Origin of the sequence: Pseudomonas guineae, assembly GCF_900113745.1 — a bacterium.
In the GTDB taxonomy this organism is placed as follows: domain Bacteria; phylum Pseudomonadota; class Gammaproteobacteria; order Pseudomonadales; family Pseudomonadaceae; genus Aquipseudomonas; species Aquipseudomonas guineae.
The window spans coordinates 408,973-432,671 of sequence record NZ_FOQL01000003.1; the positions used below are offsets into that span (position 1 = coordinate 408,973).

13 protein-coding genes are annotated in these 23,699 nt (G+C 59.6%); 7 read left to right on the plus strand and 6 right to left on the minus strand.

Translation table 11 applies throughout. The annotated features are described in order from the left end of the window. The 4 genes from rsxG (at nt 1) to BMZ32_RS13435 (ending at nt 2,270) form a co-directional block, all read left to right on the plus strand. Nucleotides 1-642, plus strand: a complete 642-nt coding sequence (gene rsxG, locus BMZ32_RS13420) for an electron transport complex subunit RsxG (protein ID WP_090242776.1) — start codon at nt 1-3, stop codon at nt 640-642. Continuing rightward, nucleotides 635-1,348, plus strand: a complete 714-nt coding sequence (locus BMZ32_RS13425) for an electron transport complex subunit E (protein ID WP_090242778.1) — start codon at nt 635-637, stop codon at nt 1,346-1,348. Before rsxG ends, BMZ32_RS13425 begins: the two co-directional genes overlap by 8 nt. Beyond that, nucleotides 1,345-1,983, plus strand: a complete 639-nt coding sequence (nth, locus tag BMZ32_RS13430; RefSeq protein ID WP_090242780.1) for an endonuclease III — start codon at nt 1,345-1,347, stop codon at nt 1,981-1,983. Before BMZ32_RS13425 ends, nth begins: the two co-directional genes overlap by 4 nt. Nucleotides 1,984-2,090: 107 nt before the next feature. Then, nucleotides 2,091-2,270: a PA3496 family putative envelope integrity protein gene (locus tag BMZ32_RS13435; protein WP_090242782.1), complete on the plus strand. Its 180-nt coding sequence runs from the start codon at nt 2,091-2,093 to the stop codon at nt 2,268-2,270. Between the two features lie 57 nt (nt 2,271-2,327). Here BMZ32_RS13435 and gloA read toward each other — a convergent pair whose 3' ends face one another. From gloA to BMZ32_RS13450, 3 genes are all read right to left on the minus strand, one after another. Then, a complete protein-coding gene (gene gloA, locus BMZ32_RS13440) occupies nt 2,328-2,720 on the minus strand; it encodes a lactoylglutathione lyase (protein WP_090242784.1) in 393 nt (130 codons plus the stop codon). Between the two features lie 76 nt (nt 2,721-2,796). Further along, nucleotides 2,797-4,014, minus strand: coding sequence for an argininosuccinate synthase (locus BMZ32_RS13445; RefSeq protein ID WP_090242786.1), 1,218 nt, complete (start codon nt 4,012-4,014; stop codon nt 2,797-2,799). A 130-nt stretch (nt 4,015-4,144) separates the two neighbouring features. Next, nucleotides 4,145-5,056 (minus strand): flagellar protein MotY, encoded by a 912-nt coding sequence (locus BMZ32_RS13450; protein WP_090242789.1) that lies wholly within the window; start codon nt 5,054-5,056, stop codon nt 4,145-4,147. Between the two features lie 204 nt (nt 5,057-5,260). On the opposite strand from BMZ32_RS13450, the gene pyrC reads away from it, so the two are divergent. Together pyrC and rnt are read left to right on the plus strand one after the other, a co-directional pair. Continuing rightward, entirely contained in the window at nt 5,261-6,307 is a 1,047-nt protein-coding gene (pyrC, locus tag BMZ32_RS13455; RefSeq protein WP_090242791.1) for a dihydroorotase, read from the plus strand. Beyond that, nucleotides 6,304-6,978, plus strand: coding sequence for a ribonuclease T (rnt, locus tag BMZ32_RS13460; protein ID WP_090242793.1), 675 nt, complete (start codon nt 6,304-6,306; stop codon nt 6,976-6,978). Before pyrC ends, rnt begins: the two co-directional genes overlap by 4 nt. A gap of 103 nt (nt 6,979-7,081) precedes the next feature. On the opposite strand, the gene BMZ32_RS13465 is transcribed toward rnt, so the two are convergent. Further along, complete coding sequence (locus BMZ32_RS13465; protein ID WP_090242795.1) at nt 7,082-11,923, minus strand: NAD-glutamate dehydrogenase; 4,842 nt, start codon at nt 11,921-11,923, stop codon at nt 7,082-7,084. Between the two features lie 393 nt (nt 11,924-12,316). Between BMZ32_RS13465 and BMZ32_RS13470 the strand changes: the two genes are divergently transcribed. Continuing rightward, nucleotides 12,317-12,559 carry a hypothetical protein gene (locus tag BMZ32_RS13470; protein ID WP_139213959.1) on the plus strand — a complete coding sequence of 81 codons (243 nt, stop codon included), beginning with the start codon at nt 12,317-12,319 and terminating at the stop codon, nt 12,557-12,559. 31 nt (nt 12,560-12,590) lie between these two features. On the opposite strand, the gene BMZ32_RS13475 is transcribed toward BMZ32_RS13470, so the two are convergent. Further along, nucleotides 12,591-21,680 (minus strand): ADP-ribosyltransferase-containing protein, encoded by a 9,090-nt coding sequence (locus BMZ32_RS13475; RefSeq protein ID WP_090242799.1) that lies wholly within the window; start codon nt 21,678-21,680, stop codon nt 12,591-12,593. Next, nucleotides 21,680-23,650 carry a hypothetical protein gene (locus BMZ32_RS13480; protein ID WP_090242801.1) on the minus strand — a complete coding sequence of 657 codons (1,971 nt, stop codon included), beginning with the start codon at nt 23,648-23,650 and terminating at the stop codon, nt 21,680-21,682. The genes BMZ32_RS13475 and BMZ32_RS13480 overlap by 1 nt, the downstream gene beginning before the upstream one ends. Nucleotides 23,651-23,699 lie beyond the last annotated feature (49 nt).

A 23,699-nucleotide genomic window follows, 5' to 3' on the forward strand; every position in this document is an offset into this window, starting at 1 on the left:
ATGGCCCTGCCTGAAATTAGCCGTTCGATGCTGAAAAACAGCCTGGTGCTTGGGCTATTTGCCATTGCCACAGTCGGGCTGGTGGCAGTACTGCAACAAGTCACTGCAGGACGCATCGCCACTGCCGAGCGCGACGCTCAAGTGCGCGCCCTCAGTGAGATCCTGCCTCAAGGCAGCTATGACAATCATTTGCTGGATAACAGCATTGAACTGTTTGACCCACTACTCGGCAACAAATCGCCGCAAGCCGCCTATGTCGCCCTCAAAGACGGCAAACCCAGCGCCATCATCCTCCGCGCTACCGCACCGGACGGTTACAGTGGCGCAATCCAACTGCTGATCGGCATTCAGGCGGATGGCCGCCTGGCCGGCGTGCGTGTGCTCAATCACCGGGAAACCCCAGGGCTTGGCGACAAAATAGATCTAGCTAAGAGCAGCTGGGTTCGCAGCTTTGAGGGCAAATCGCTGACTACGCCCAGCATCGATGGCTGGGCAGTGAAGAAAGATCGCGGCGCATTCGACCAGTTTGCCGGCGCCACTATCACCCCGCGCGCCGTGGTCAAAGCCGTACACAAAGCCCTGCAGTATTTCGATGCCCATCAGCAACAGCTGTTCGCAGCCCAGGTGAAGTCCAATGGCTAGTCCCAGCTATCGCGAGATCACAATCAACGGCTTGTGGAAGAACAACCCGGCCCTGGTGCAGCTGCTCGGCCTGTGTCCGCTACTGGGCGTCAGCAATTCGGCGGTTAACGCTCTCGGCCTGGCCCTAGCCAGCGCCCTGGTACTGATCTGTTCCAATACGGCGGTATCGTTGGTGCGTGGCGTGGTCAATACCGCTGTGCGCTTGCCGGCCTTCGTGATGATTATTGCCGCCCTGACCACCTGCATCGAGCTGCTGATGCAGGCCTTCACCTACGAGCTGTACCAGATACTCGGCATCTTTATCCCGCTGATCACCACCAATTGCGTAATCCTCGGCCGCGCCGACGGTTTTGCAGCCAAGCACGATCCCGCCCGCGCCGCCTATGACGGTTTAGTCATGGGCCTTGGCTTCGGTATCGTCCTGGTGATGATAGGCGCGCTGCGCGAGCTACTTGGCACCGGTGCGGTGTTAGCCAATATGCATTTATTGTTCGGCCCGATGGCCGTCAACTGGCAGCTCACCCTGATACCCGAATACAAAGGCTTTCTGCTGGCCATTCTGCCGCCCGGTGCGTTTATCGTCCTCGGCCTGCTGATTGCCTGTAAAAACCGTGTGGATGAAGTGCTGGCCGAACGGGCCAAGGCGCAACAAGTCGAAGTGCCCGTGCTAAGCCGTCGCGTGCGAGTGACCGGAGTGATCGAGTGAACGCCGCTAAACGCTTGGAAATCTTCCGCCGCCTGCACGAAGACAACCCCGAGCCCAAGACTGAGCTGGCCTATAGCTCGCCGTTTGAGCTGCTGATTGCCGTCACGCTCTCAGCTCAGGCCACCGATGTGAGCGTCAACAAGGCCACCGCCAAGCTCTTCCCGATGGCCAATACGCCCGAAGCTATCTATGCCCTAGGCGTTGAGGGCTTGAGCGATTACATCAAGACCATCGGCCTGTACAACAGCAAAGCCAAAAACGTGATTGAAACCTGCCGCCTGCTGATTGAGCGGCACGGCAGTCAGGTGCCAGAAACCCGCGAGGAGCTTGAAGCACTGCCAGGCGTAGGCCGTAAGACCGCCAACGTGGTGCTTAACACGGCGTTTCGCCAACTGGCCATGGCGGTGGACACGCACATTTTTCGCGTCAGTAACCGCACCGGCATCGCTCCTGGTAAGAATGTTGTTGAGGTGGAAAACAAGCTGATGAAGTTTGTACCCAAGCAATTTCTGCTCGACTCACACCACTGGCTGATCTTGCATGGCCGCTATGTGTGCCAGGCGCGCAAGCCACGTTGCGGCAGTTGTCGCATCGAAGACCTGTGCGAATACAAGCAAAAAACCTCTGACGATTGAGCGGCTATTCAGCCACTCAATGAGTCGATTGAAAAAAACTTTTTTACCCGCTCCGCTTTTGCCGCTATAAGGTGCGCAAATGGCCCTTGTAGCCTGGAGTGAAACAAATGAGCACTGATAAAGAAAATCTTGAGCTCGACGACGATTTTGTGGCCGATGATGCTGATGACACCGAGGCACCGGCAGAGGTTGCCAAGACCAACCTGACCAAGCGCCGCATTATCGATAACCTACTGGATGAGCGCCGCCTGAACAGACAAATATCTGAATACGACTTTGATCTGTAAGCCCTAAGAAAAAGCCCCGCAACAATGCGGGGCTTTTTCTTAGCTAACGCATACGCCTCAGTCAGCGCGTGATGGCGAAAGCAATTCAATTTTGTAGCCGTCCGGATCTTCGACGAACGCCAGGATGCTGCTGCCGTGTTTCATCGGCCCGGGCTCACGAGTTATCTTGCCGCCGCGTGTACGGATATCGTCACAGGCTTTGTAGACGTCGGCCACTTCTAAAGCTATATGGCCGTAGCCGCTGCCCAGCTCGTAACTTTCCACACCCCAGTTATGGGTCAGCTCGATCACGCTGTTATGCGCTTCGTCACCGTAACCGACGAACGCCAAGGTGAACTGGCCTTCTGGATAGTCCTTACGCCGCAGTAAGGTCATGCCCAGTACTTCGGTATAGAACGCGATGGATTTATCCATATCGCCGACGCGCAGCATGGTATGCAGCAGTCTCATCAGGTATCTCCTCATCATATAAATGCAAACCCCGGCTTATGGCCGGGGCTTGTTGTGGCTCAGGTGCTCGAGTCTATCAGAGCATCTTGCGGCCTTTGTTAGCTGCGATACGCATGCGCAGGGCATTGAGCTTGATAAAGCCCGCGGCGTCCTGCTGGTTGTAAGCACCGCCGTCTTCTTCGAAGGTGGCGATATTGGCGTCGAATAGCGAATCATCAGACTTACGCCCGGTGATGATCACGTTGCCCTTGTACAGTTTCATCCGGACCACACCGTTCACGTTGGCCTGGGACGCGTCGATCATCTGCTGCAGCATCAGACGCTCAGGGCTCCACCAGAAACCGTTGTAGATCAGGCTGGCGTACTTAGGCATCAGCTCGTCTTTCAAGTGCGCGACTTCGCGATCGAGGGTGATCGACTCAATGGCGCGGTGGCCTTTGAGCATGATGGTACCGCCTGGCGTCTCATAGCAGCCACGGGACTTCATGCCGACAAAGCGGTTCTCGACGATATCCAGCCGGCCGATGCCGTTGATCCCACCGATGCGATTCAGCTCTGCCAGTACGGTAGCCGGAGTCATCTCAACGCCGTCAATAGCCACGATATCGCCGGCGCGGTAAGTCAACTCGATATAGGTCGCGGTGTCTGGCGCTGCCTCGGGGGAGACCGTCCATTTCCACATGTCTTCTTCGTGCTCGGTCCAGGTGTCTTCCAGTACACCGCCTTCATAGGAGATGTGCAGCAAGTTGGCGTCCATGGAGTACGGCGACTTCTTCTTGCCGTGGCGCTCGATCGGAATCGCGTGCTTCTCGGCGTAGTCCATCAGCTTCTCACGCGAGAGCAAATCCCACTCGCGCCAAGGAGCAATCACTTTCACGCCAGGCTTGAGCGCATAAGCGCCCAGTTCGAAACGTACTTGGTCATTACCTTTTCCGGTCGCGCCGTGGGAGATGGCATCTGCGCCGGTCTCGTTGGCGATCTCGATCAAGCGCTTGGCGATCAACGGACGCGCAATGGAGGTACCCAGCAGGTACTCGCCTTCGTAGACGGTGTTGGCACGGAACATCGGATAGACGAAGTCGCGGACGAACTCTTCACGCAGGTCGTCGATGTAGATTTCCTTGACGCCCATGGCCTGAGCCTTGACGCGGGCCGGCTCGACTTCCTCACCTTGGCCGAGGTCAGCGGTGAAGGTCACCACTTCGCAGTTATAGGTATCTTGCAGCCACTTGAGGATCACTGAAGTGTCCAGGCCACCGGAATATGCCAGGACTACCTTGTTTACGTCGGCCATGCCATCAACTCCACGGGGTTGTGCGGGAAACCCGTGATTCTACTGCCCATGTCGCCTGATTTACAGAGGCGCGACAGCTTGTGACGACCACGCGACGGTTTATTGTTAAGCAGCCCGTAAATAGTCAGTGTTAAGAAGTAGCAGCAGGATCAGCTGCTGCAGCCGCAGGTGCAGGGGGTGAAACGGCTTCAGGTACGCGGTCAAGGAGAATGCTTACCCGGCGATTTTTTGCCCGATTAACCTCCTTGTTATTGGGCACAAGCGGGTAGCGTTCACCATGGAAGCGCAGGGTGATCTGCTCGGCTGGAATACCGTTGGCTTTGAGATACTCCATCACCGCCAAGGCCCGGCGACGCGACAGGTCCCGGTTAGTCAGGCGATTGCCACTGTTATCGGCATGACCATCAAGCTGGATGCGATTGACGCTGGGGTCAGCCTTAAGAAAGCTCAGGATAATGTCCAGCTTGGCCTGAGCCAGCGGCTCAAGCTCGACACCGCCGCCCGGGAAACCCACCAGGCTTTTGCGCACTTGATCGAAATTCACCGGCAACAACTTGGCCGTGCAATCCAAATAGTCGTTGTAGGCTTTTTTGAACTTAGCCGGCAGCAAGCGTACTTCAACCGCATCACCGCCCATTGCCGTGCGATGTCGCACTAAGGGGCTGCGCCCTTCAAGCAAACCGGTAAGCAAACGCGCGCCCTGCTCTTGGGAGCTGTTGAACAGCACTTCGGCAGGCACCACGCTGACCGAGCCGAGGTTGATATCGCCGCGCCCTGGCTGCCAGGGCGCAGCGGCCGCGAGCAAGGTCGCGTTACCGGCTCCCAGCCAGCGTTCGCGAGCTTTTAAACTAAACGTGACCTGCTCGCCCGCACGGCGCACAAACAGTCCGGAGCCAAAATCAGTGATAGGTTGCGACAGACGGCACTCGAACTGATCGCCTTCGACCTGCCACTCGATCTTCTCCAGACGGGTCTGGAAGCTGATGGCAAGAACAGACTGACTTGCCAGCAGGCACAGCACTGCGAGTGGATAGGGTCGCACGACAGACTCCAGTGAATACGGCTTACCCCTTTTCTATCGGTGCCAAAGCTAAAAACTTGAGCTGGGCGTTATATCGCTACGCATGAATGGCCGCAGTGCAGTCCAGCCTTAAGTCAGCTTTGCCTGAATAGCCCGCTTTCAGCGTGCTGCCAAGGGCCTTTTCCGGTAGCATTCTCGCCACGTTTTGCCCGCCTGGAAGCTTCCATGACTGACCGCCTTACCCTGCTGCGTCCTGACGACTGGCACATCCACCTGCGTGACGGTAGCGTGCTGCCTCACACCGTCGCTGATGTAGCCCGCACCTTTGGCCGCGCCATCATCATGCCTAACCTGGTGCCGCCTGTGCGCAACGCCAGTGAAGCCGATGCCTACCGCCAGCGCATTCTTAGCGCCCGCCCGGCTGGCAGCCGTTTCGAACCCCTGATGGTGCTGTACCTTACCGACCTGACCCAGCCTGCTGATATCCGCAGCGCGATGGCTTCGGGCTTTGTCCATGCCGCCAAGCTCTACCCGGCCGGCGCGACCACCAACTCTGATTCTGGCGTAACCAGCATCGACACGATTTTCCCGGTGCTCGAGACCATGGCCGAAGTGGGCATGCCGCTGCTGGTGCACGGTGAAGTAACGCGCAGCGAGATCGACATCTTCGACCGCGAAAAAATCTTTATTAGTGAGCACCTGAGCCGTGTGGTCGAGCGTTTCCCGACCCTGAAAGTGGTGTTCGAGCACATCACCACCCGCGATGCGGTGGAGTTCGTGCAGAGTGCTTCGGCCAACGTTGGCGCGACCATCACCGCGCACCACCTGCTCTACAACCGCAATCACATGTTGGTTGGCGGTATTCGGCCGCACCTGTTTTGCCTGCCAGTCCTCAAGCGCAACACTCACCAGGACGCTTTGCTAGATGCGGCCACCAGCGGCAATACTAAGTTCTTCCTCGGCACCGACTCGGCTCCCCATGCCCAGCATGCTAAAGAAGCTGCCTGCGGTTGCGCCGGTTGCTACAGCGCCCATGCTGCCATCGAGCTGTATGCCGAAGCCTTCGAGCAGCGCAACGCGCTGGACAAACTAGAAGCCTTCGCCAGCCTAAACGGCCCGGATTTCTATGGCCTTCCGCGCAACAGCGACAGCATTACCCTGGTCCGTGAAGACTGGACGGCACCTGCCAGCTTGCCCTTTGGCGAGCAAATCGTTATCCCGCTGCGCGCCGGTGAAACCATGCGCTGGCGTCTGCTGGAGAACCACGCGTGAGTGAAGACCTATACGACGACGAGCCCGAGAACAACAGCCACTCAGGCCCGCGCCACCCGATGGCCGCACGCTTCCGTGGCTACCTTCCGGTAGTCGTGGATGTGGAAACCGGTGGCTTTAACTGCGCCACAGATGCCCTGCTGGAAATTGCGGCCACTACCATTGGTATGGACGAAAGCGGCTTCCTTTACCCGGAGCACACCCAGTTTTTCCGTGTCGAGCCATTTGTTGGCGCGAACATCGAGCAGGCAGCGCTGGACTTCACCGGGATCAAGCTTGATCACCCCTTGCGCATGGCCGTCACGGAAGAACACGCACTGACGGAAATCTTCCGCAGCCTGCGCAAATCGCTGAAATCCAACAGCTGCAAACGGGCGATTCTGGTCGGCCATAACAGCAGCTTCGACCTCGGCTTCCTCAATGCCGCTGTGGCGCGTACCGGGATCAAGCGTAATCCGTTCCACCCGTTCTCCAGCTTCGACACCGCCACCCTGGCCGGTCTTGCCTATGGCCAGACCGTGCTGGCCAAAGCGTGTCAGGCGGCAGGCATCGATTTCGATGGCAAGGAAGCCCACTCAGCTCGCTACGACACCGAGAAAACGGCTGAGCTTTACTGCGGCATCGTCAATCGTTGGAAGGAGATGGGCGGCTGGATGGATTTCGACGACTGACCTCTCTAGTTGTCACTTAACCTGAAGCAATAAAAAGCCCCGTTCTAGACGGGGCTTTTTATTGCTTCAGGTGCAGCGCAGGCCAGGCCTGCGCCGATCCCTCTTAAGCGCTTTGTGCCAAGTCCATCAACTCACGGTTAGCCACGGCGTACATGGCGTAGTCGGTGTTGGTGGCGGCTCGCAGTTCGCCGAGCATGACCTTCCAACGATCAACCAAGCGACGGTGTTGATCCAACCACACGCCGACCCGTTCTTCGATATCCGCCGGCCCTTCGGCCATTTGCAGCACCGAGACGGTGATAGCGCGCTGTTGCCAGTCCAAGTCATCGCGGAAGGCTTCACGGGCCAGCGCTTGCCAGTTGTTTTCCACTGGCAGGCTGCTGATCTGCTGCAGGTACCAAGACAGCTCCAGCGAGCCGCCAATAGCAAAGTAGGCAGCCGCCACACGCGCCGGTTCTTGGCCCGTGACATCCGACGCCTCAATGATCGGCAGCAAGGTGTACAAGTGGCTTGTACCCGCCACCACCCGCGCCAGCTCTTCCGGCACACCGGCTTCGACATAACCCCGGAAGCGCGCCAGCCATTGTTCACGGGCCGGGCCTTCGAGCAGCTCATCCAGGCACCCAACCAGCGCCTCGATACGCGGCGCAAAATGCGCAACATCGCGCGCTGCATCCAGATCATTGCGGCGGTTGCGCAGGAACCAGCGGGTAGCACGGCGGCCCAAGCGTATTAGCTCATCCATCAGCTGCAACTGCAGCTCGGCTGACACCTTGGAGTCCAACGCCTCAATCTGCTGCCACCAATGCGGCAGGCGGAACAGGTCGCGCACAATCACATAAGCACCGGCAACATTCGCCGCGCTCATGCCGGTGGACTCCTTCAGGCGCTGCACGAAGGTGATGCCCATGTGGTTGACCAGGTCATTGGCGATCTGCGTGCTGACGATTTCACGCTTGAGGCGATGGCGACGCATCGGCTCACCGAACTTCTCCGCCAACAAGGGCGGGAAGGCCGTTTCCATCTCGCGCGCCAGGTACTCGTCATCGGGTACTAAGGATTTGAGCAGTGACTCTTTCAGGTCGATTTTGCTGTAGGAGATCAACACCGACAGCTCAGGACGGGTCAACCCTTGCCCTTTAGCCGCACGTTCATTGAGTTCGTCATCGGTGGGCAGAAATTCCAGAGCACGGTCCAATTTGCCTGAAGTTTCCAGAGCCGACATAAGACGTTTGTACTCGCCGCCCCGCTCGCGGGCGCGGCGCTCGGCCAGCGACAGCGCCTGGGTCTGCTTGTAGTTGTTGCCCAGCACCAAGCCGCCGACCGCATCGGTCATTTCCACCATCAGTTTGTTACGCTGCTTGCCGGTCATGTCGCCCGCCGCAACGATTTCACCAAGCAGAATCTTGATGTTCACTTCGTGGTCTGAGCAGTCCACACCACCGGCGTTATCGATAAAGTCGGTGTTGCTCTTGCCGCCATTGAGACCGTATTCAACGCGACCCAGTTGGGTCATGCCGAGGTTACCGCCCTCACCCACCACTTTGGCGCGCAATTCGCGGCCATCTACGCGCAGCAGGTCGTTGGCCTTGTCACCGACATCAGCGTGGCTTTCTTTACTGGATTTAACGTAGGTGCCAATGCCGCCGTTCCACAACAGATCGACCGGTGCCTTGAGCAAAGCGTTGAGCAGCTCGTTCGGCGCCAGCTTGTCGGCGCTGATGTCAAAGCGCTCTTTCATCTGTGCACTGATTGGAATGCTCTTGGCGCTGCGCAGGAAGATGCCGCCGCCGGCCGAGATCAGCTTGGCGTCGTAATCGGTCCAACTGGAGCGCGGCAGATCGAACAGGCGCTGACGCTCGACAAAGCTCTTAGCAGCGTCCGGGTTCGGGTCAATGAAGATATGCATGTGGTTGAAGGCTGCAACCAGTTGCAGGCTCTGCGAGAGCAACAGGCCGTTACCGAACACGTCACCGGCCATATCGCCGATACCAATTACCGTAACGTCATCGTTTTGCACATCGATACCGCGTTCGCGGAAGTGACGCTGCACCGAGACCCACGCGCCTTTAGCGGTAATACCCATGCCTTTGTGGTCGTAACCGGCAGAGCCGCCCGAGGCGAACGCATCATCCAGCCAGAAGCCGTAATCGGCGGCGATGCCGTTGGCGATATCAGAAAACGTGGCAGTACCTTTGTCGGCAGCCACCACCAGATAGGGATCGTCACCGTCGTGGCGCACCACATTCTGCGGCGGCACCACGACGCCCTCTTTGAGGTTGTCGGTGATATCCAACAAGCCGCTGATAAAGATACGGTAGCAGGCAATGCCTTCCGCCAGCACGTCATCACGTGTGCCACCCAGCGGCAGACGCCGTGGTACAAAGCCGCCTTTAGCACCCATCGGCACGATGACGGCGTTCTTCACCTGCTGCGCCTTGACCAGGCCCAGCACTTCAGTGCGGAAGTCTTCTTCGCGGTCCGACCAGCGCAGGCCGCCACGGGCGACGTCACCAAAGCGCAGATGCACACCTTCAACCCGCGGCGAATAAACGAAGATTTCAAACTTCGGCGTCGGCCGTGGAATATCCGGAATGGCGCGCGGGTTGAGCTTGAAGCTGAAGTAGGCTTTGTTCTGCCCGGCAGCATCCGTCTGGTAGAAGTTGGTGCGCAGGGTGGCTTTGATCAGGTCGAGATAACGGCGCAGGATGCGGTCTTCGTTGAGTACGGCGACGTTATCCAGGGCCGCCAGAATTGCCTGTTCAAGCTTCTGCTGCTTGTCTTCCAGATCATCGGCGGTGAGCTTGCGCGCCAAATAGAAGCGCGTCTTGAACAGACGCACCAATTCCTTGGCAATATTCGAGTGGTTGACCAAAGTACCGGCGATGTAGCTCAAGTCGAAACCTAGGCGGATCTGCTTGAGGTAACGCGCATAGGCACGCAACAACGCCACATCGCGCCACGGCATGGCGGCCATCAGCACCAGGCGGTTGAAGCCGTCATTCTCTGCCGCGCTGCCAACGATATTGACAAAGGCGTCCTGCAGGGTGTCGTTGAGTTGCTGGATATCCACATCCAGGCCTTCGGCATAGGTGAAAGCGAAGTCATGGATCCAGAACTCGCGGCCATCGGCGCGGCGCAATTTGTAGGGGAACTCGCCAAGCACGCGCAGGCCGAGGTTTTCCAGAATGGGCAACACGTCCGAGAGCGGCAACGGCGTATCAGCGTGGTAGAGCTTGCAGTGCAACTGCTGCTCACCCTGGGTCAGCGGCTGATAAAAGCTCATCACCAGTTGGCGTTTAGCGTTAAGGCTAAGCAGGTGCTGCATGTCCACCACCGCCGAATGCGGGGCAAAACGCTCGCGGTAACCGGCAGGAAAGCCGTCCGGGAACTCACTCAGCACTTCAGTGCCCTGGGCCTCGCCGAGGCTCTCGACGATCAAGCTGGTGTAATCGTCCTTCCACGAACGGCAGGCCTGGATCACTTCTTTTTCCAGGCGCACGGGGTCGATTTGCACACGATTCTTCGGGTCGACCTTGAGAATGAACTGCACCCGCGCCAACACTGACTCGGAGAAGAAGGTCCAGAACTCGCAATCAATACCCTGCAGGCGATCCATCAGCACCTGTTGGATTTTCACCCGAGTTTCGGTGGAATAAACATCACGCGGCACATAGGCCAGGCAGTAGCAGAAACGGCCGTAAGGATCGCGGCGCAGGAAAACACGAATTTTGTTGCGTTCCTGAATCTGCACGATCGACATGGTGGTGTTGAACAACTCGTCCACCGATGTTTGGAACAAGTCGTCACGCGGCAGCACTTCCAGCACCTGAGCCAGCTCTTTGCCCAGATGAGCGCTGCTATCAAAGCCCGAGCGCTGCTCGATGACTGCGATTTTGCGACGGATATAGGGGATGTTCCACACGCTCTCGGCATATACCGATGAGGTGTAGAGCCCCATAAAGCGGCACTCCTTGATGACCTTGCCGGTGCTGTCCAGCTCACGAATCGACACCAAATCCGGATAGGCCGGGCGGTGCACACGGCTCGGCACAGCCGCCTTGGCAAACGACAGCAACTGCGCTTCGCGCAGGTAACAGACCGCCTCCGGCTCGATGTGCGTGTCTTCGGCCGTCAGCCCGCTGCGCAGGCGTTTGGACAGGCCCAACAGAGACTTCTCGTCATAGACAATACTGCCGCCAGCGGCGCTGTCGGCAACAGTGAACTCTTCGTAGCCGAGGAAGGTGAAGTGATCATCGAGCAACCAGCTCATGAACACCTTGACCTCTTCCAGCTCGGCACCTTCAACTTTGAGCTTGGCCTTATCCAGCCAGGCGCGCAGCTCTTTGGCCTTGTCCTTCATCGGCTGGAAATCCACCACGCTCTGGCGTACATCGCCGAATACGTCGTGCAGGGCTTTTTCTAGAGCTTTCAGCTCGCCGGCGCTGGAGCAGCGATCAATCTCCAGGAACATCAGCGCTTCTTGTTGCACGTCCTTGCCCTGAGCACCTTTGGGCAGAATCTCTTGCAGCACGCCACTTTTATTGCGGCGCACACTGAACACGCTGTTCTGCAAGGTGTGGATGCTATAACCGCGACGGTTCAGCTCCATGCGTACCGAGTCGACCAAAAATGGAATATCACGGTGCAAAACTTCCACGGCGGTGTGGGTTGACTGCCAGCCGTGTTTTTCGTAATCAGGGTTGAATACCCGCACCTCAGGCTTGCTTGGTTCAAAACGCTCCAGCACCCGCCAGGACGACAAGGTACAGCCGACCAGATCAGAGAGGCGACGCTGAGTCAGCTCCTCAAGGGCGATGATGCCGAAGAATTGCTCGGCGAACAGGGCTACTTGTGGCAGAGCCTGTTCGCTGACGTGCTGCGCCAGTGCCGTTTGCAGGTGATGCTGAAAATCGGCTTTGCTGGCCGCCGTAAAGAACGCCATGGGTGTGCTCCATTTGGCTTGTGATTCGTCTGGTGATTCGATCAGGGGAAGCCGTGAAAAGGACCTTCGCCACAACCTTGTTGTTCAACGTTAGTCTAGGAGGCAGCGATTGCATTAAAGTGGCTGCCACTTAACTTTGGCGAGTCTCAAGACCCGCTGGTCACATTTGCCGGATGAGCTTAACGATGGAACACCGTGAAGCGCTTATCGCGCTGCGACATTTTCTTTCTAGATTAGGGGGTATTTAGGGGTAGGTACTTAAACGTATTTGCTGGGCTGGAGAGGCATCTGGCAAACATGCACACCCCTCAATACCCGTTAATTGGTACAGAAATTGGTACAAGCGATAGAGCTGCCTGAAGCGCTAAGGCGCCAGCAAAACGGAGATTCACCGTGATTAAAACAATGACCTTCCTGCTCTTCCTGGGCACCAACTTCGTCTGGCTTCTACTGGTTGTCGGCGGGCTAATGGCCTGGCTCATGCCGCGCAACGACAAGCGCAACAAGATCATCCTTTCTGTCGTCGCAGTCCTTTCGCTTCTGCTCACGCTGGCCGTGGTCGAGCGCGGGCCTGACTTCGATGAAGGCGCGGACGGTGAATGCAATCCAGCACGCGGCGCCAGCAGCTGCTACTAAAACAAGAAGGGCGCCATTGCGGCGCCCTTCTTTATTCCTCCCTGGCCAACCTGAAGCGCCGCGCAATCTCTGCGCCATGCTCCCGGTCACGCATCACTACCGCCTGACGTACCGCATTGGTCTGCGCCTGCATGCCAATATCAATCGGTGGAACCCGCCCGCCCATCAGCGCGGAGATATTGCGCTGCCCTACCCCGCTCAGCTTGAGTGTCTGCATGATTTCAGTTCGGCTCATGCCGGCTGCTTCTGCGGATCGAACAAGTCTGCCCATTTCGACAAATGCCTGCTGGTACTGAGCGTTTGCCGACTCCTTCGCCTCCCGAATATCTCCCTCTGACACCTCGTTACTGCTGCGCAGCGTGCGCGTCAGGGTTTTCTTCGCATTGGTTAGGCCATCTGTGAAGTCGAATGACCGGTAGTAAAGCCCGGTTTGCGTGTCCAGCGTGGACGCGCGCCAGCCAAGCAGGCTGACCAGTTCGTCACGCATAATGTAGGGCTGCCCGCTGCCTTCGCGGCGCGCTTCACTGCCGGCAAGCCATAGGCGTTCACCGTTGCTCACAAAGCCTGGCTGCAAAGCCTTGCGCATGTGGTTGGCAATATCCTGCAGCTGGTCAACGCTGCCGGCGTCCGGGTTGAACACCGCGCCGCCTGTAGGTTTCTTGTTGGCCAACACCTCAAAGATGGCGCCAGCGGTAATGTCGGCACCAAAAAACGGCGACAGCAGATCGCTAAGCCCACTGGCCGCTGCCTTTTCCCACGGCTGGTCACGCATCATCGCCGTGAGTGGCCGCTTCCAATAACCGTAGGGGTCAAGGAAGCTCAAGTCGAAGTAGCGCAACTTGCCGTCGGCATCGCGGCCCGTGTAGAGGAACGTCGAGTTCTTCGACCACGGCGCAGCCAGGTCGCGCAGCGCTTCTTCCTCATCGTCACCCACGCCAGCAGCAGCAGCGGTCAGTGCAGCCAGGGCGTAGAAGCCTCCCGATACCAGCGCAATGCCCGCGGCACGCTTGCGGCCAATGACGCGCAGGCCTGGGTTGTCGCTCTTCAGGTCAGTCGCGGTGATCTGCAGCATGTTGACGCTGGTGCGAATAATCTCGGACGGGAAGCTGACGAACGTACCCGCCAGCGGGAACCGACGCAGCCACTGCACCGCCTTGCCGATCATCGAGTAGGTTGGGTAAGTGTCGCGGATACGCTTGGCCGCCATCACTTCCGCTTCAGCCAGTGGGATACCTGCCTTCAGCAGCCCGACCTTCTCATTCTCAAAACCGATGATCTTCCAGAAGTCGTCACCGAACGAATAGAAGCCTTGGGCAAACTGGTTGGCCTTGCGCAGCCACTTCAGGCCGGTACCGCTTTTGCTGCTCAGCAGTTCGTCCATGCGCGCATCCTGCAGCAGCGCCATCATTTCCCCGGCGTATGGCGTGTCGTACACCACGCCGAGCTGCTTGAGCTTACGCAGGTAGGTCAGGTCATCGCCGGTTGCGGTCTGCGTCACCTGCTCGCGCAGCGCGGCCCAGCTCTTCTTCATCTGCGTCATGTCGAAGTGACCATTGGCCAAGCTGAAGAACATCGCCGACTGCCAGTTACGCATGGCGGTGGTCGGCGACAGGATGGTCTTGCCGTACTTCACCATGCCGTTCAGGCGTACAACGGTGCGGTACAGGTCGCTCATCTGCTCTTTGCCCAAGGCATCTTGGAAGGCCTGCGCCACTTCAGGGAAGGTCCACAGGCCGTTGAGCGGCGCGTAGGTTTCCGACTTATCGCCGGCAATCTGCGTGGTCGCATCGGCTGGGCGATTCTTGCCCTCGAACAAGATGGTGCCCATGCCAAACGACAGCACCCGATCAAGGAAGCGCTGGTTCCACACCAGGCGGCCCATCTTGGTCGCCGACTTGGCGAAGTTCAGGCGCGGGTCAAGGTACTCGCCCAGCAGTGCGCGTATCTCCGGGGCAATTTCCTTGCGCTTAATCAGCACGGTCAGGTCTTTGGCGCCCAGCTTGCCCTCGGCGATGAATGCCCCCATCGAGTCGTAGGCCGTGCCGTTCTTGAGCATTTCATTCACAGTCACGTCAGCCAGGCGCGCGGCCTCGGCGGCGGTTTCGCCCTGGCTCACATAGCCTGAAATCAGGTAGGCACGCGCAGCATTAACCACCTCGGTCGGCACCGTCTTGAACCACTTAGGATCGTCGAACGCCTGATAGGAGCGGTTGACGTAAGCGCCCAGGTTGCCGGTGATCTTGTCGATCAACGCCTGGTCGGCGCCGTCCATGTTGGCCTCTACCTGCGCCTGCAAGATACTCAGGTACTCACCCGACAGGCTGTCGATGTATTGGCGCATGGCCACAATGGCCACCTTGGTCGACTCAGGGATGCTTGGATCAACGCGCCCAGCCAAGGCCTCTGCCAGTAGCTTCATCTGCGCCGGGGTCAGGCTCTCAATATCCACGCCGTAGTCAGCCTTGACCGCCTTGCTCAACGTGCTGGACAGGTGGCGCACGTCAAACTCAACCGCCTGGAACTCGCTGTCCCGGGTGATTTTTTCGTTAAACACCGCTTCAGGCAGCAGGCCGCCCGGGGCGAACTGGCGCGCGAATACCTTCTTGGCCTTGGCCCATAGGGTGCTGTCATCCTCACGCAGGCGGCGGTTCTCGGCGGCGAACGGGTCGTTACGGTCCAGCGGCGCGGGGCCGGTGGCGCGGTCGAACAGCTCGCGGGCGCTGCGGCGGAAACGAATGTCGCCGCTCCACTCGTCAAACTCACCGTTGTTATCGGTGGCCGACTTCACCTGCGTGTTGCTGAAGGCAATCCAAGTGTCGGTGCCTTCCAGGTTGATACCGTCATAGCCTTCGCGCTCCAGCTTGGCCCGGAAGGCCACCGCCTCACCCGGCGAATCAATGGCTTGAGACTCGGCAACGCTCATCAGGTACGGGTTGCGGATCGCGGCGTACAGTTGCATCACGCGGGCATAGCCAGGCTGGCCATCGCTGGCCTTGTTGGCGTAGGCCTGGGCAGTGTCGCGGTCGCCGGTTAAGAAGATGCCCAGCGGCGCCGTGCTGTGTCGGGTGCTGCTGCCGCTGCGGCCCTGATCGAACACGGTGAAGTCTTCGCCCGTGCCGTGGTACAGAATCTTTGGCTCACCCTGGTTGTTGACGACCTTGGATGCGCCAAACCAGCTCTTGAACGCGGCCGTAGCAATGCCCGCCGCACGCTTGAAGCGTGCCGGGGTGTCACCCGCCCGAACAAACCTAGCAGTCAAGCCGCGCCCGCTTGGCTTGCGCATTGATGCCTCCCTCATACGCTTGAGCAGCAGCGCAATATCTGCGTCAGTGCCTTTCGCCAGATTGGGGAACCCGTAAGTGCGCAGCCATTCGCGTACCGCCCCAAAGTACGCGCGGATCGCCGCCTTGGCACGCTCGGTCAGGCCAACAGTAGCGGCCTTGCCCTGCAGGTGCGCCAGCAGCTCGTCAGCCAGGTATCCAGCACTCGCGCGCGGGTTCATGCCTTCGGCTGTTTTCAGGTACAGGCTCAGGTCAAGGCCATTCTTCGCAGCCAAACGCTTAATCCCAGCCACGCCGCCAATGGCTGCAAACACCTCGCGCAGCGCCGCATCAACAGATACAGCGTCACCGCCGTACATTGCGCGAATGCCGTAATGTCCTTGCCCTTCGTGGGCCAGCGCATCCAGAATGACCGTCTCCACATCAGTTTCGCGCGCAAAGGCACTGGTCACGACATGGACTTTCCCACGGTAATAGACGGCGTGTACCTGGCCCTTGGCGCCATCCTTCTCGGCCTGATTGCTTATCGCTGGTTCTGCCGCAAACAGCGCCGCCTCGCTGCGGTAAATCTGGATAGGAACCCCGAGCCCGAGTTTGGCCCCGATGCGTTCAATGATGACTTTTGCTGCATCATGCTCAAAGATGGCACCTGCCGTTCCGGGTACGCCAAGCCCACGCCGACTGAATAGTGCGACGTTGCCATCTTCCGTTTCGCGGGTTTGGATCACCCCTACCAGCTTGTCAAAACTCCGATTGATTGCCTTGCGTTCCTCGCCTGCTGGAAACGGCCGCTTCCAACCCCACGGCGTAGGGATTGCGACATTTTCCGGGCCGAAGTTCAGGAAAGGGCTGCTGCCGTCAGCCTCTGCAATTTTGTCTTCTACATAACCCTGGAACGCTCTGGCTGCCATTTCGTGCGGAGTAGTCCAGTAGTCGGTGCCTCGCCCCTGGTCCAGCTCTTTGGCGTCCATGGCAAACTGGGTAGGAACCTTCTTGACCTTTTCCTCCCCGCTCTGCGCATCAGCAAGCATCTTCAGGCGAGACGAGTACGCGCTCATACTCTGGCGTAATCGGTCGAGTACTCCACTGGTTTCTGCGTTAAACCCAGTACGGCCACGCACAGCCTTGTAGATTTCGCTCATCTTCTCCAAGGCATCGTTGGTCCAGCGCATGCTGGTTAGAACGGAGCGTGACTTGCCAGGGTTCGCGCGCAGCTCGGTACTTAGCGCTTTGCCATCCCGCACAAGCTGGGCAACGGTATCGAACTCGGCTAGCTGCTCAGCACTGGCCGGTTTGTTATTGCGCTTCCAGTACCTTGGATCTTTCTGCTCAGCCAGATCACGGCGGATTTCATCAAGGCGGTCTGTCAGCTCCTTACGTGAGCGCCCCACAAACTCATCAACGCGGACCGTATCCTCAACATAGGTTTCGCCCTTGCTGAACATGGTTTTCATCAGGTCGGTGTAGGCATCGCGCAACACCTCACGCACACCCGAGTTGTGACGTAAAAAACCAGAGCTCGCCGCATCACTCTCGAAGTTGCTCGCAATTTTCAGCGCACGCGTACCGTCCTTGTCCATCGCCCACTCGGAAGAGGACTTGCCATCCTGGCGTGCAAAGTAGTGATCGAGCGCATGGAACCACTCATGCGCCAGCGAGCCGGCGCCGTTCAGCTTGGTCAGGTTGATAACCACCTTGCCGGGCTCATAGTGTGCTCGAGCACCGCTCAGGCCTTGCCCGCGCGCACCGAATGCCAGTGCCAGGTCACCATTCAAGCTGATAGCGCGCGGCGGGATACCCATCACTTCAGCCAGATCCATCAGGCCATCGTAGGCATCATCCAGAAGCTGCTGACGTTCTTCCTGATTGTTCCAATTACCGAACTCCACACCACGGAACCCAAAGGCTTCGGTAAATGCACTGTCCTTCACCGGGCCAGTGCGACGCTCAGCACCTTGGCGCAGAGTGCTATCAGGCCGCGGCAAGTCAGCCTCACCGAACGTGGTGTTGGTTTCGATGATTGCCTCGGCGTTCTTCGCCATGTACTCCATCCCGGCTTCTCTGGATGGGAACACCTGATCGACAACCTTAACGCGCTTGCGGTCCGTAACATCCCGCCAGATTTCAAAGCCGGTGCCGTCACCATCGCGAACAGACAGAACGCGATGCTTCTGCGCTACCGCAATTACCGGCAGCATTTGCACGGCTTCTTCTTCAGTCGCGTAGTTACCACGCAGCTGCTTCGGCTGTTTCTTCCAGTCGAGTTTGCGCTTGTCGCTAATCACCCAGCGGCCAGCCTCTCCAGGCGCGGTACTGGTGACCACCTGAGTGATTTCGTAGCGGCGCTGCCATGCTGGGCGACTGTCCGTTCCCTTAGCGGCTTTCCTCTTGCCTGGGGTAGACGTGTCTTTTCTCGCACCGCCGATTTTCTCGCCAAAGTCCTCGACCTTGGCTGTAGGCGTGGCTTGGGGTTTGGTTTTTTCTGGTTTGGTCGCAGCGACTTTTCGCGGATCAGGCTCAGCTGTAGGCGTCTGTTTTGGCTGGGCTGGAATGACGTTCTTGGCTGACACGTCAGGCTTGCCACCCAGCTCGGTCAGGCTCGGCTGGCTGTCGAACATGCCGGATTGCCCGGACAGGCTGTCGTCGGCGTTTACCCCAAGGGTGAAGTTGTCGGCCTGCGCTTCGCTCTGCGCTTTGATCTGCGCCTGCTCGTCGGCCTTGCGCTGCTTCTCGTCGGCCTCGGCCTGGGCCTTTTCCTCAGCCTTAATGCGCGCCTTGTTGGCGGCATCGGCAGCGGCAAGCTCTTCTTCGGTCTGCTGGTTTAGCTGGAAGGTTTCAGCTTGTGCATCTGCTCCAGCACTTGCTTGCTCGCTGTCGTTAGCGGCTGCTGCTGGCCCGCTTGCTTCAATAGCTGCTGACCCTGCTGGCTGCCCAGTAGGTTGCGCACTGCCTGGCTGACCTTCGGCGGCTCCATTCGACTCTCCCAGTAATTCTTGGCGGTTACGGCGCGGGACTGCGCCAAACATATCGGCTTCGGCCTTTGAGGCTTCAGCATAGAAGGTATCAGCGATGGCTGACAGCTCTTCGCCAATGCGCTTGCCCGAACGGCTGTTGGCCGCAAACAGGTCAATAAAGTAAGTGGCTTCAGGGTTACGCTCAATGTCGAGCTGCTGCGCGTAGGCGGCAAGCGTCTGCCCGTTGCGCGTAGCGTTTACAGCTGCCTGCGCGGCTTCGACCACCAGGCCGCGAATATCCCACTGGCCCTGGCCTTTTAGGCGTGCCATTTTCGAGGCGGCAGCCAACAAGCCTGCCAGCACAGTGCGCGCCTCGGGGTCGGTGGCCTGAGCCTGAAGGCGCACAAGCTCATCGCTCTCATACGCGCTGGCAAATACAGCAGACGCCGCACGCTCATGCGCCTGACGGCTGGGGCGACCGCCATCCAACAAGGCGCCGCGCTCAGCTTCAGGCATGGCCTGAATAAACTGGCGCACGGTGGCTTCGCTGATTTCGCCGTTGTCGTCAAATACCATGCTGCCGGCGTCAATCCGCTTGGCGTCGTTTCGTGCTTGCTCTCCGGCAGACAGCGCCGACACGGTGGCGGTGTTCGACTCGTCGCCAATGTCCTGGGTGATCTGGCCCTGCGGCATGATCCTTACCAGCACCGGGTTGCGCATGCCTTTAATGGCGGCCGGGCTGATGCCATGCCCGCCTGCATCGGCTTCCAGTTCGCGGCGGTACTCGCCGGCCGTGCCTTGGGTGTAGGCGTGGCTAATACCGGTCACGCGGCCGTTGCCGGCGATTGCGCGGCTCTTGCCCGGGGCGCCGCTCTCATAGTCGGCATTCTGGCTACCGTTAATGTCGTGGCTAGGTAGCAGGTCGGCGGCCTCGATCACAGCGTACTGCGCGTTGATCTTGCGCCCGCTGGCCGTGCTCACCACTTCGGCACGGCCCTTACGGTTGGCAGGCACGCTTGCGCCAGGCTCAACCACCGGGGCACCGTTGGCGAAGTCGCGGGAAATGCTCACGCGCTGGTAATCCGGCTTGGCGGCAATGCCGCGCATTTGCGTAATGCTAGCCGGGGTCGAGCGGTCGCGGTTCTGCAGGACGGGCTTGGTCTGCTCCTGCGCCTCGGCGGTCGGTCGTACTTCGAACTGCTTATCGCCCAGCTTTACTACTTCCAGTAGGCTAGGCTGTGCGGCCTTGCTGATGGCGTTCTTGGCGGCCAGCACATTGCTGTAGGTCTTTCCGGTCGGCGTTTGCTGGTCCATGCCGCGACCGCCCTGGACGTAATCGCGTGGCGGTACATTCGGCGATCGGCCTTGCGTGGTATTGCCTTGTTCGTCAGCAAAGAACACGCGCTCGCGCTGATCGGTCAGCTCTGGGAATGCAGCATCGGCTACATCCACCGCGTCGGCGCGAAGGCCCGGCTTTTCAGCAAACCGAGGGCGAGGAATGTAGTCGCCCTCTAGCGTGCTTTCACCGCGCGCAGCCTGCTGGTCCATGCCTGGGCCAAAGCTCTGCGCATTCGGGTCGTTGTCAGGGTTTACCCATGTCGGCCGGTTGGTCGAGGCGTTGCCGCTACCGTCGACAAATACGTCGCTCTGGGCGCCTGGCGCCGGCAGCAGGTTAGCGGCGCGCGACAGGCTGCCGGCATTCGGGTCTGGCCGATCAATCGGCACAGGGTTTGGGTTGTCAGCCGTGGACATTGGCTGAATCTTCGCAGGCTCCCATTGGCCTCGATCCGCTCGGTTGCGGCTAATGTTCCAGGCCGCCTCAGCGCCGGACTGGCCAAGCGAAAGCGCCGCCTCCATTACAGCATCGGTTACATCCGACTCTCCGGTTGCCGCCAGCTCACCCAGGTATTCGCCAAGACCTTCGCCCACACTCTCCATGCCAAGCAAGGTGCCTGCTTCAGTTGCGCGGCGTTTGAGCGTGTCGGTCACCTTAATAGCGCCATTCTGTGCTGCACGCACAGCAGCGGAGATTTCAGGGCTCTGGCGCGCAGCAAGCACGGCCACCTCGTCCGCCACATCAATACCGCGGTCAACCAGCACCTTGCGCGTTGCGGTTTCCATGGCGGTTGTTACGGTGCGCTGCATAGCACTCGCGACCTTGCCACCAAGGCCAAGGGTCAGGCCGTCAATAGCGGTGATCACGCCGCCCTTTATGGCGCCTTCGCGCTGAACCTGCCCCATTTCGTCCGTGGTGAACTGGCCATCATCAGCGGCGGCCATCGCCTTGTGCCCAGTTTCGATGGCGGTGTTACCGATGAACATACCGGTCAAGCCACCAATGACGCCGCCGACCGCCGCGCCTGCCGTGGTACCCAGGACGGGTACGACACTGCCAAGAGCGCCGCCTGCCAGTGCGCCGCCTTTGAAGCCGGCATAGCCGCCCGCCAGGGTTGGGACCGAGTTTGGCAGCTGCTCAACAATGGCCAGCCCAGCGCCGGCTGGGTTGTCGGCAATGGCCCCGCCTACGTTCTTGATGCCGTCCCATAGGCCGGCGTCTTCAGCATCGTCTTCCTTGTTGCGCTGCACGTCGGCATAGAAATTCTCCAGCCGGTAATCCTTCGGCGCTTCCTGCTGCGCTTGCGCGTTATCGACGACTGCATCGCCGGTGCCGGTGTAAGTGCTGGTCGCCGAATCAAGCGCGCGTGCGGCGCTTTTTGCGCCCTGCCACAGCGTACCAGTGACGCCCTGCTCGGCTTTCTCATCAAGCATGGCGCCTGCCGGGTTAAATGCTGCGGTGCTTGGCTCGGCAGGCTTCTTGCGAAGGCCCAGGCCTGGCGCAGACGGCTGCTCATCGTCCAGCATGGCGCCAGTAGGATCAAAAGCCATTACACACTCTCCCATTTGTCGTTGCCGTTGGCGTCAACGCCGCGATAGATCGCGCGCTCGCCTGCGCTGTTTCGGTACACACGTCCGCTCTCAAACTTTGCGGCGCCTTGCTCGGGCTGGCTTGCCTGTTCGCCGCCCTGCTGATCAACAAAACTGCCGGTCTGGTTATTGATTACGCGAGCTGGTCGCGTCACTAACTGCTGAGTAACTGGGTCGACTTCTTGCCCGCCAGGCACAACCGTGAAGCGCTGCGCCTGATCCTTGCCGGTGAGCGTGCGAATCTGCTCAGCCAGCGCCGCCCGCTCGCCCGGGGCGGCACTCTCGTATTGGGCGTAGAGGTTCTGGATGCGCTGGCGGTCGGCTATATCCAGGCTGCCCACCTGAAGCTGTTGCTGCTGTACGCCACGGTTGAGCTGGCTATCAGCGCTCTCTCTGGCGTCACGCTTGAGGCCCAGCTGAGCGTCGGTGCGCAGCGCTTCGGTACGCGCGATCTGCTCATCATTGCGGGCGCGAAGGCGGTCATCGCGACCTGGCACACGCGAGCTGTCGCGCACCACGGTCACGCGGCCACCGCCCTCGCCAATTTCGCCGCGCCGGCTTATGCCAATCATCTTTTCGCGCTCGGCAATCGCGCGCTCGTTGCGGTCGTAGGCCAACTGCGCATCGCCTGGCGCACCTACCGAGAAGGTGCCGCCCTGGCCATTGCCCACGCGGCCAATGCCGCCAACCGACGCGGCTCCAGTAACGGCTCCAGGGGTTGCCGCTTCATTGGTGAACTCAGGCACGCCGTTGGCACCAATACGACCGACGATTTCGCCACCCTGGCGGCCCTGACCAATGCCGGTGCGGGTGTAGCCATTCCCCTGCTCGCCGGGTGCATCAGCGCTAATGGGTGAGGTGTTTGGCGTAGCAGGTGAGGTGCTAGGCATGGCGCCCTGGCTTTTCGCCCACTGGTCAAACGGCTCGCCGCTGTATGGGTTGCTGGCCGATGGCTGGCCAGTGCTGGCAGTCTGAGTGCGCTTCTCGATACCAAGCGCGCCGCGTACAGTGGCTCCCGCTGATTCGCGCAACTGCGCAGCGCTATCGCTCATGCGGTCCACGCCCGTTCCGAAAATCTCCGCCGCTCCCTCGCGGTATTGGGTTAGCTGGTCTGTATCACCGCCCGAGAGATAGCCAGCCGCATTGCGCACGCCGTCCCAAACGGCAGATGCCGGATAGGCAGCGATGCCTAGCCCTGCTTCAGCTACGCCCCGCAAGCCTTCGCTAACCGGCCCGCCAGCTTTAGGTGATGGAATACCGGCTGCCACAGGCTGATTGGCTTTTGGCTGGCCGCCCTTGGTCACAGGCTGATCGAACTGCGCTTGCATGCGTGCAGCGCGCTCAGGATTGCCCAGCGTTGGCATTGGGGGCGTCAGCGCAGTCTGTATGGCCTGCTGCCCTGCTGCGGTGGTAACAGCCTCGCCAAGCAGGCCGCGCTGGGCCGTTTCAGCATTGCGCACCGAGCCGGATTGCATGGCTGAATCAACGGCCGCTTGCGCGCTGCGCACGGCAGGCATCGCGTCATAACCAGGGCGCACAGAGGGAATGCCAATCCGGGCGCGCTGCTTCACCTCTTCAGGGTCTTCGACCAGGCCGCCATTGGCAAAGAACTGGCGCGGACCTTGGTCATCCGCTGCAACGGGCTGGTGGGTGGCTGCTTTCAGCTGGTTGAGCGCCTGCACGCCCACTGCATGCACCTGCTCGGGCAGCATTTCATGCTCACCATTGCTGACGCTGATCGGGACGCTCTTCTTGCTAAAGCCCAGCTTGGCCAGGCCGTCATGGCCAACGGCGGCAGTTGAGTCGGCCGGCATGATGTAACTGCCAACCGGCGTCTGTTTGTCGATGGAGTCAGATGTGCCAGTGCCCTGGCCGACGATAGGGCCGCCGCCCTTTTGCTTTGCGCGCTTAGCGCTGGGGAAGCCAAACATGGGGAAGCCCTCTATGTGTATAGAGGGAGTGTGCTGGGGCGTGAATTAG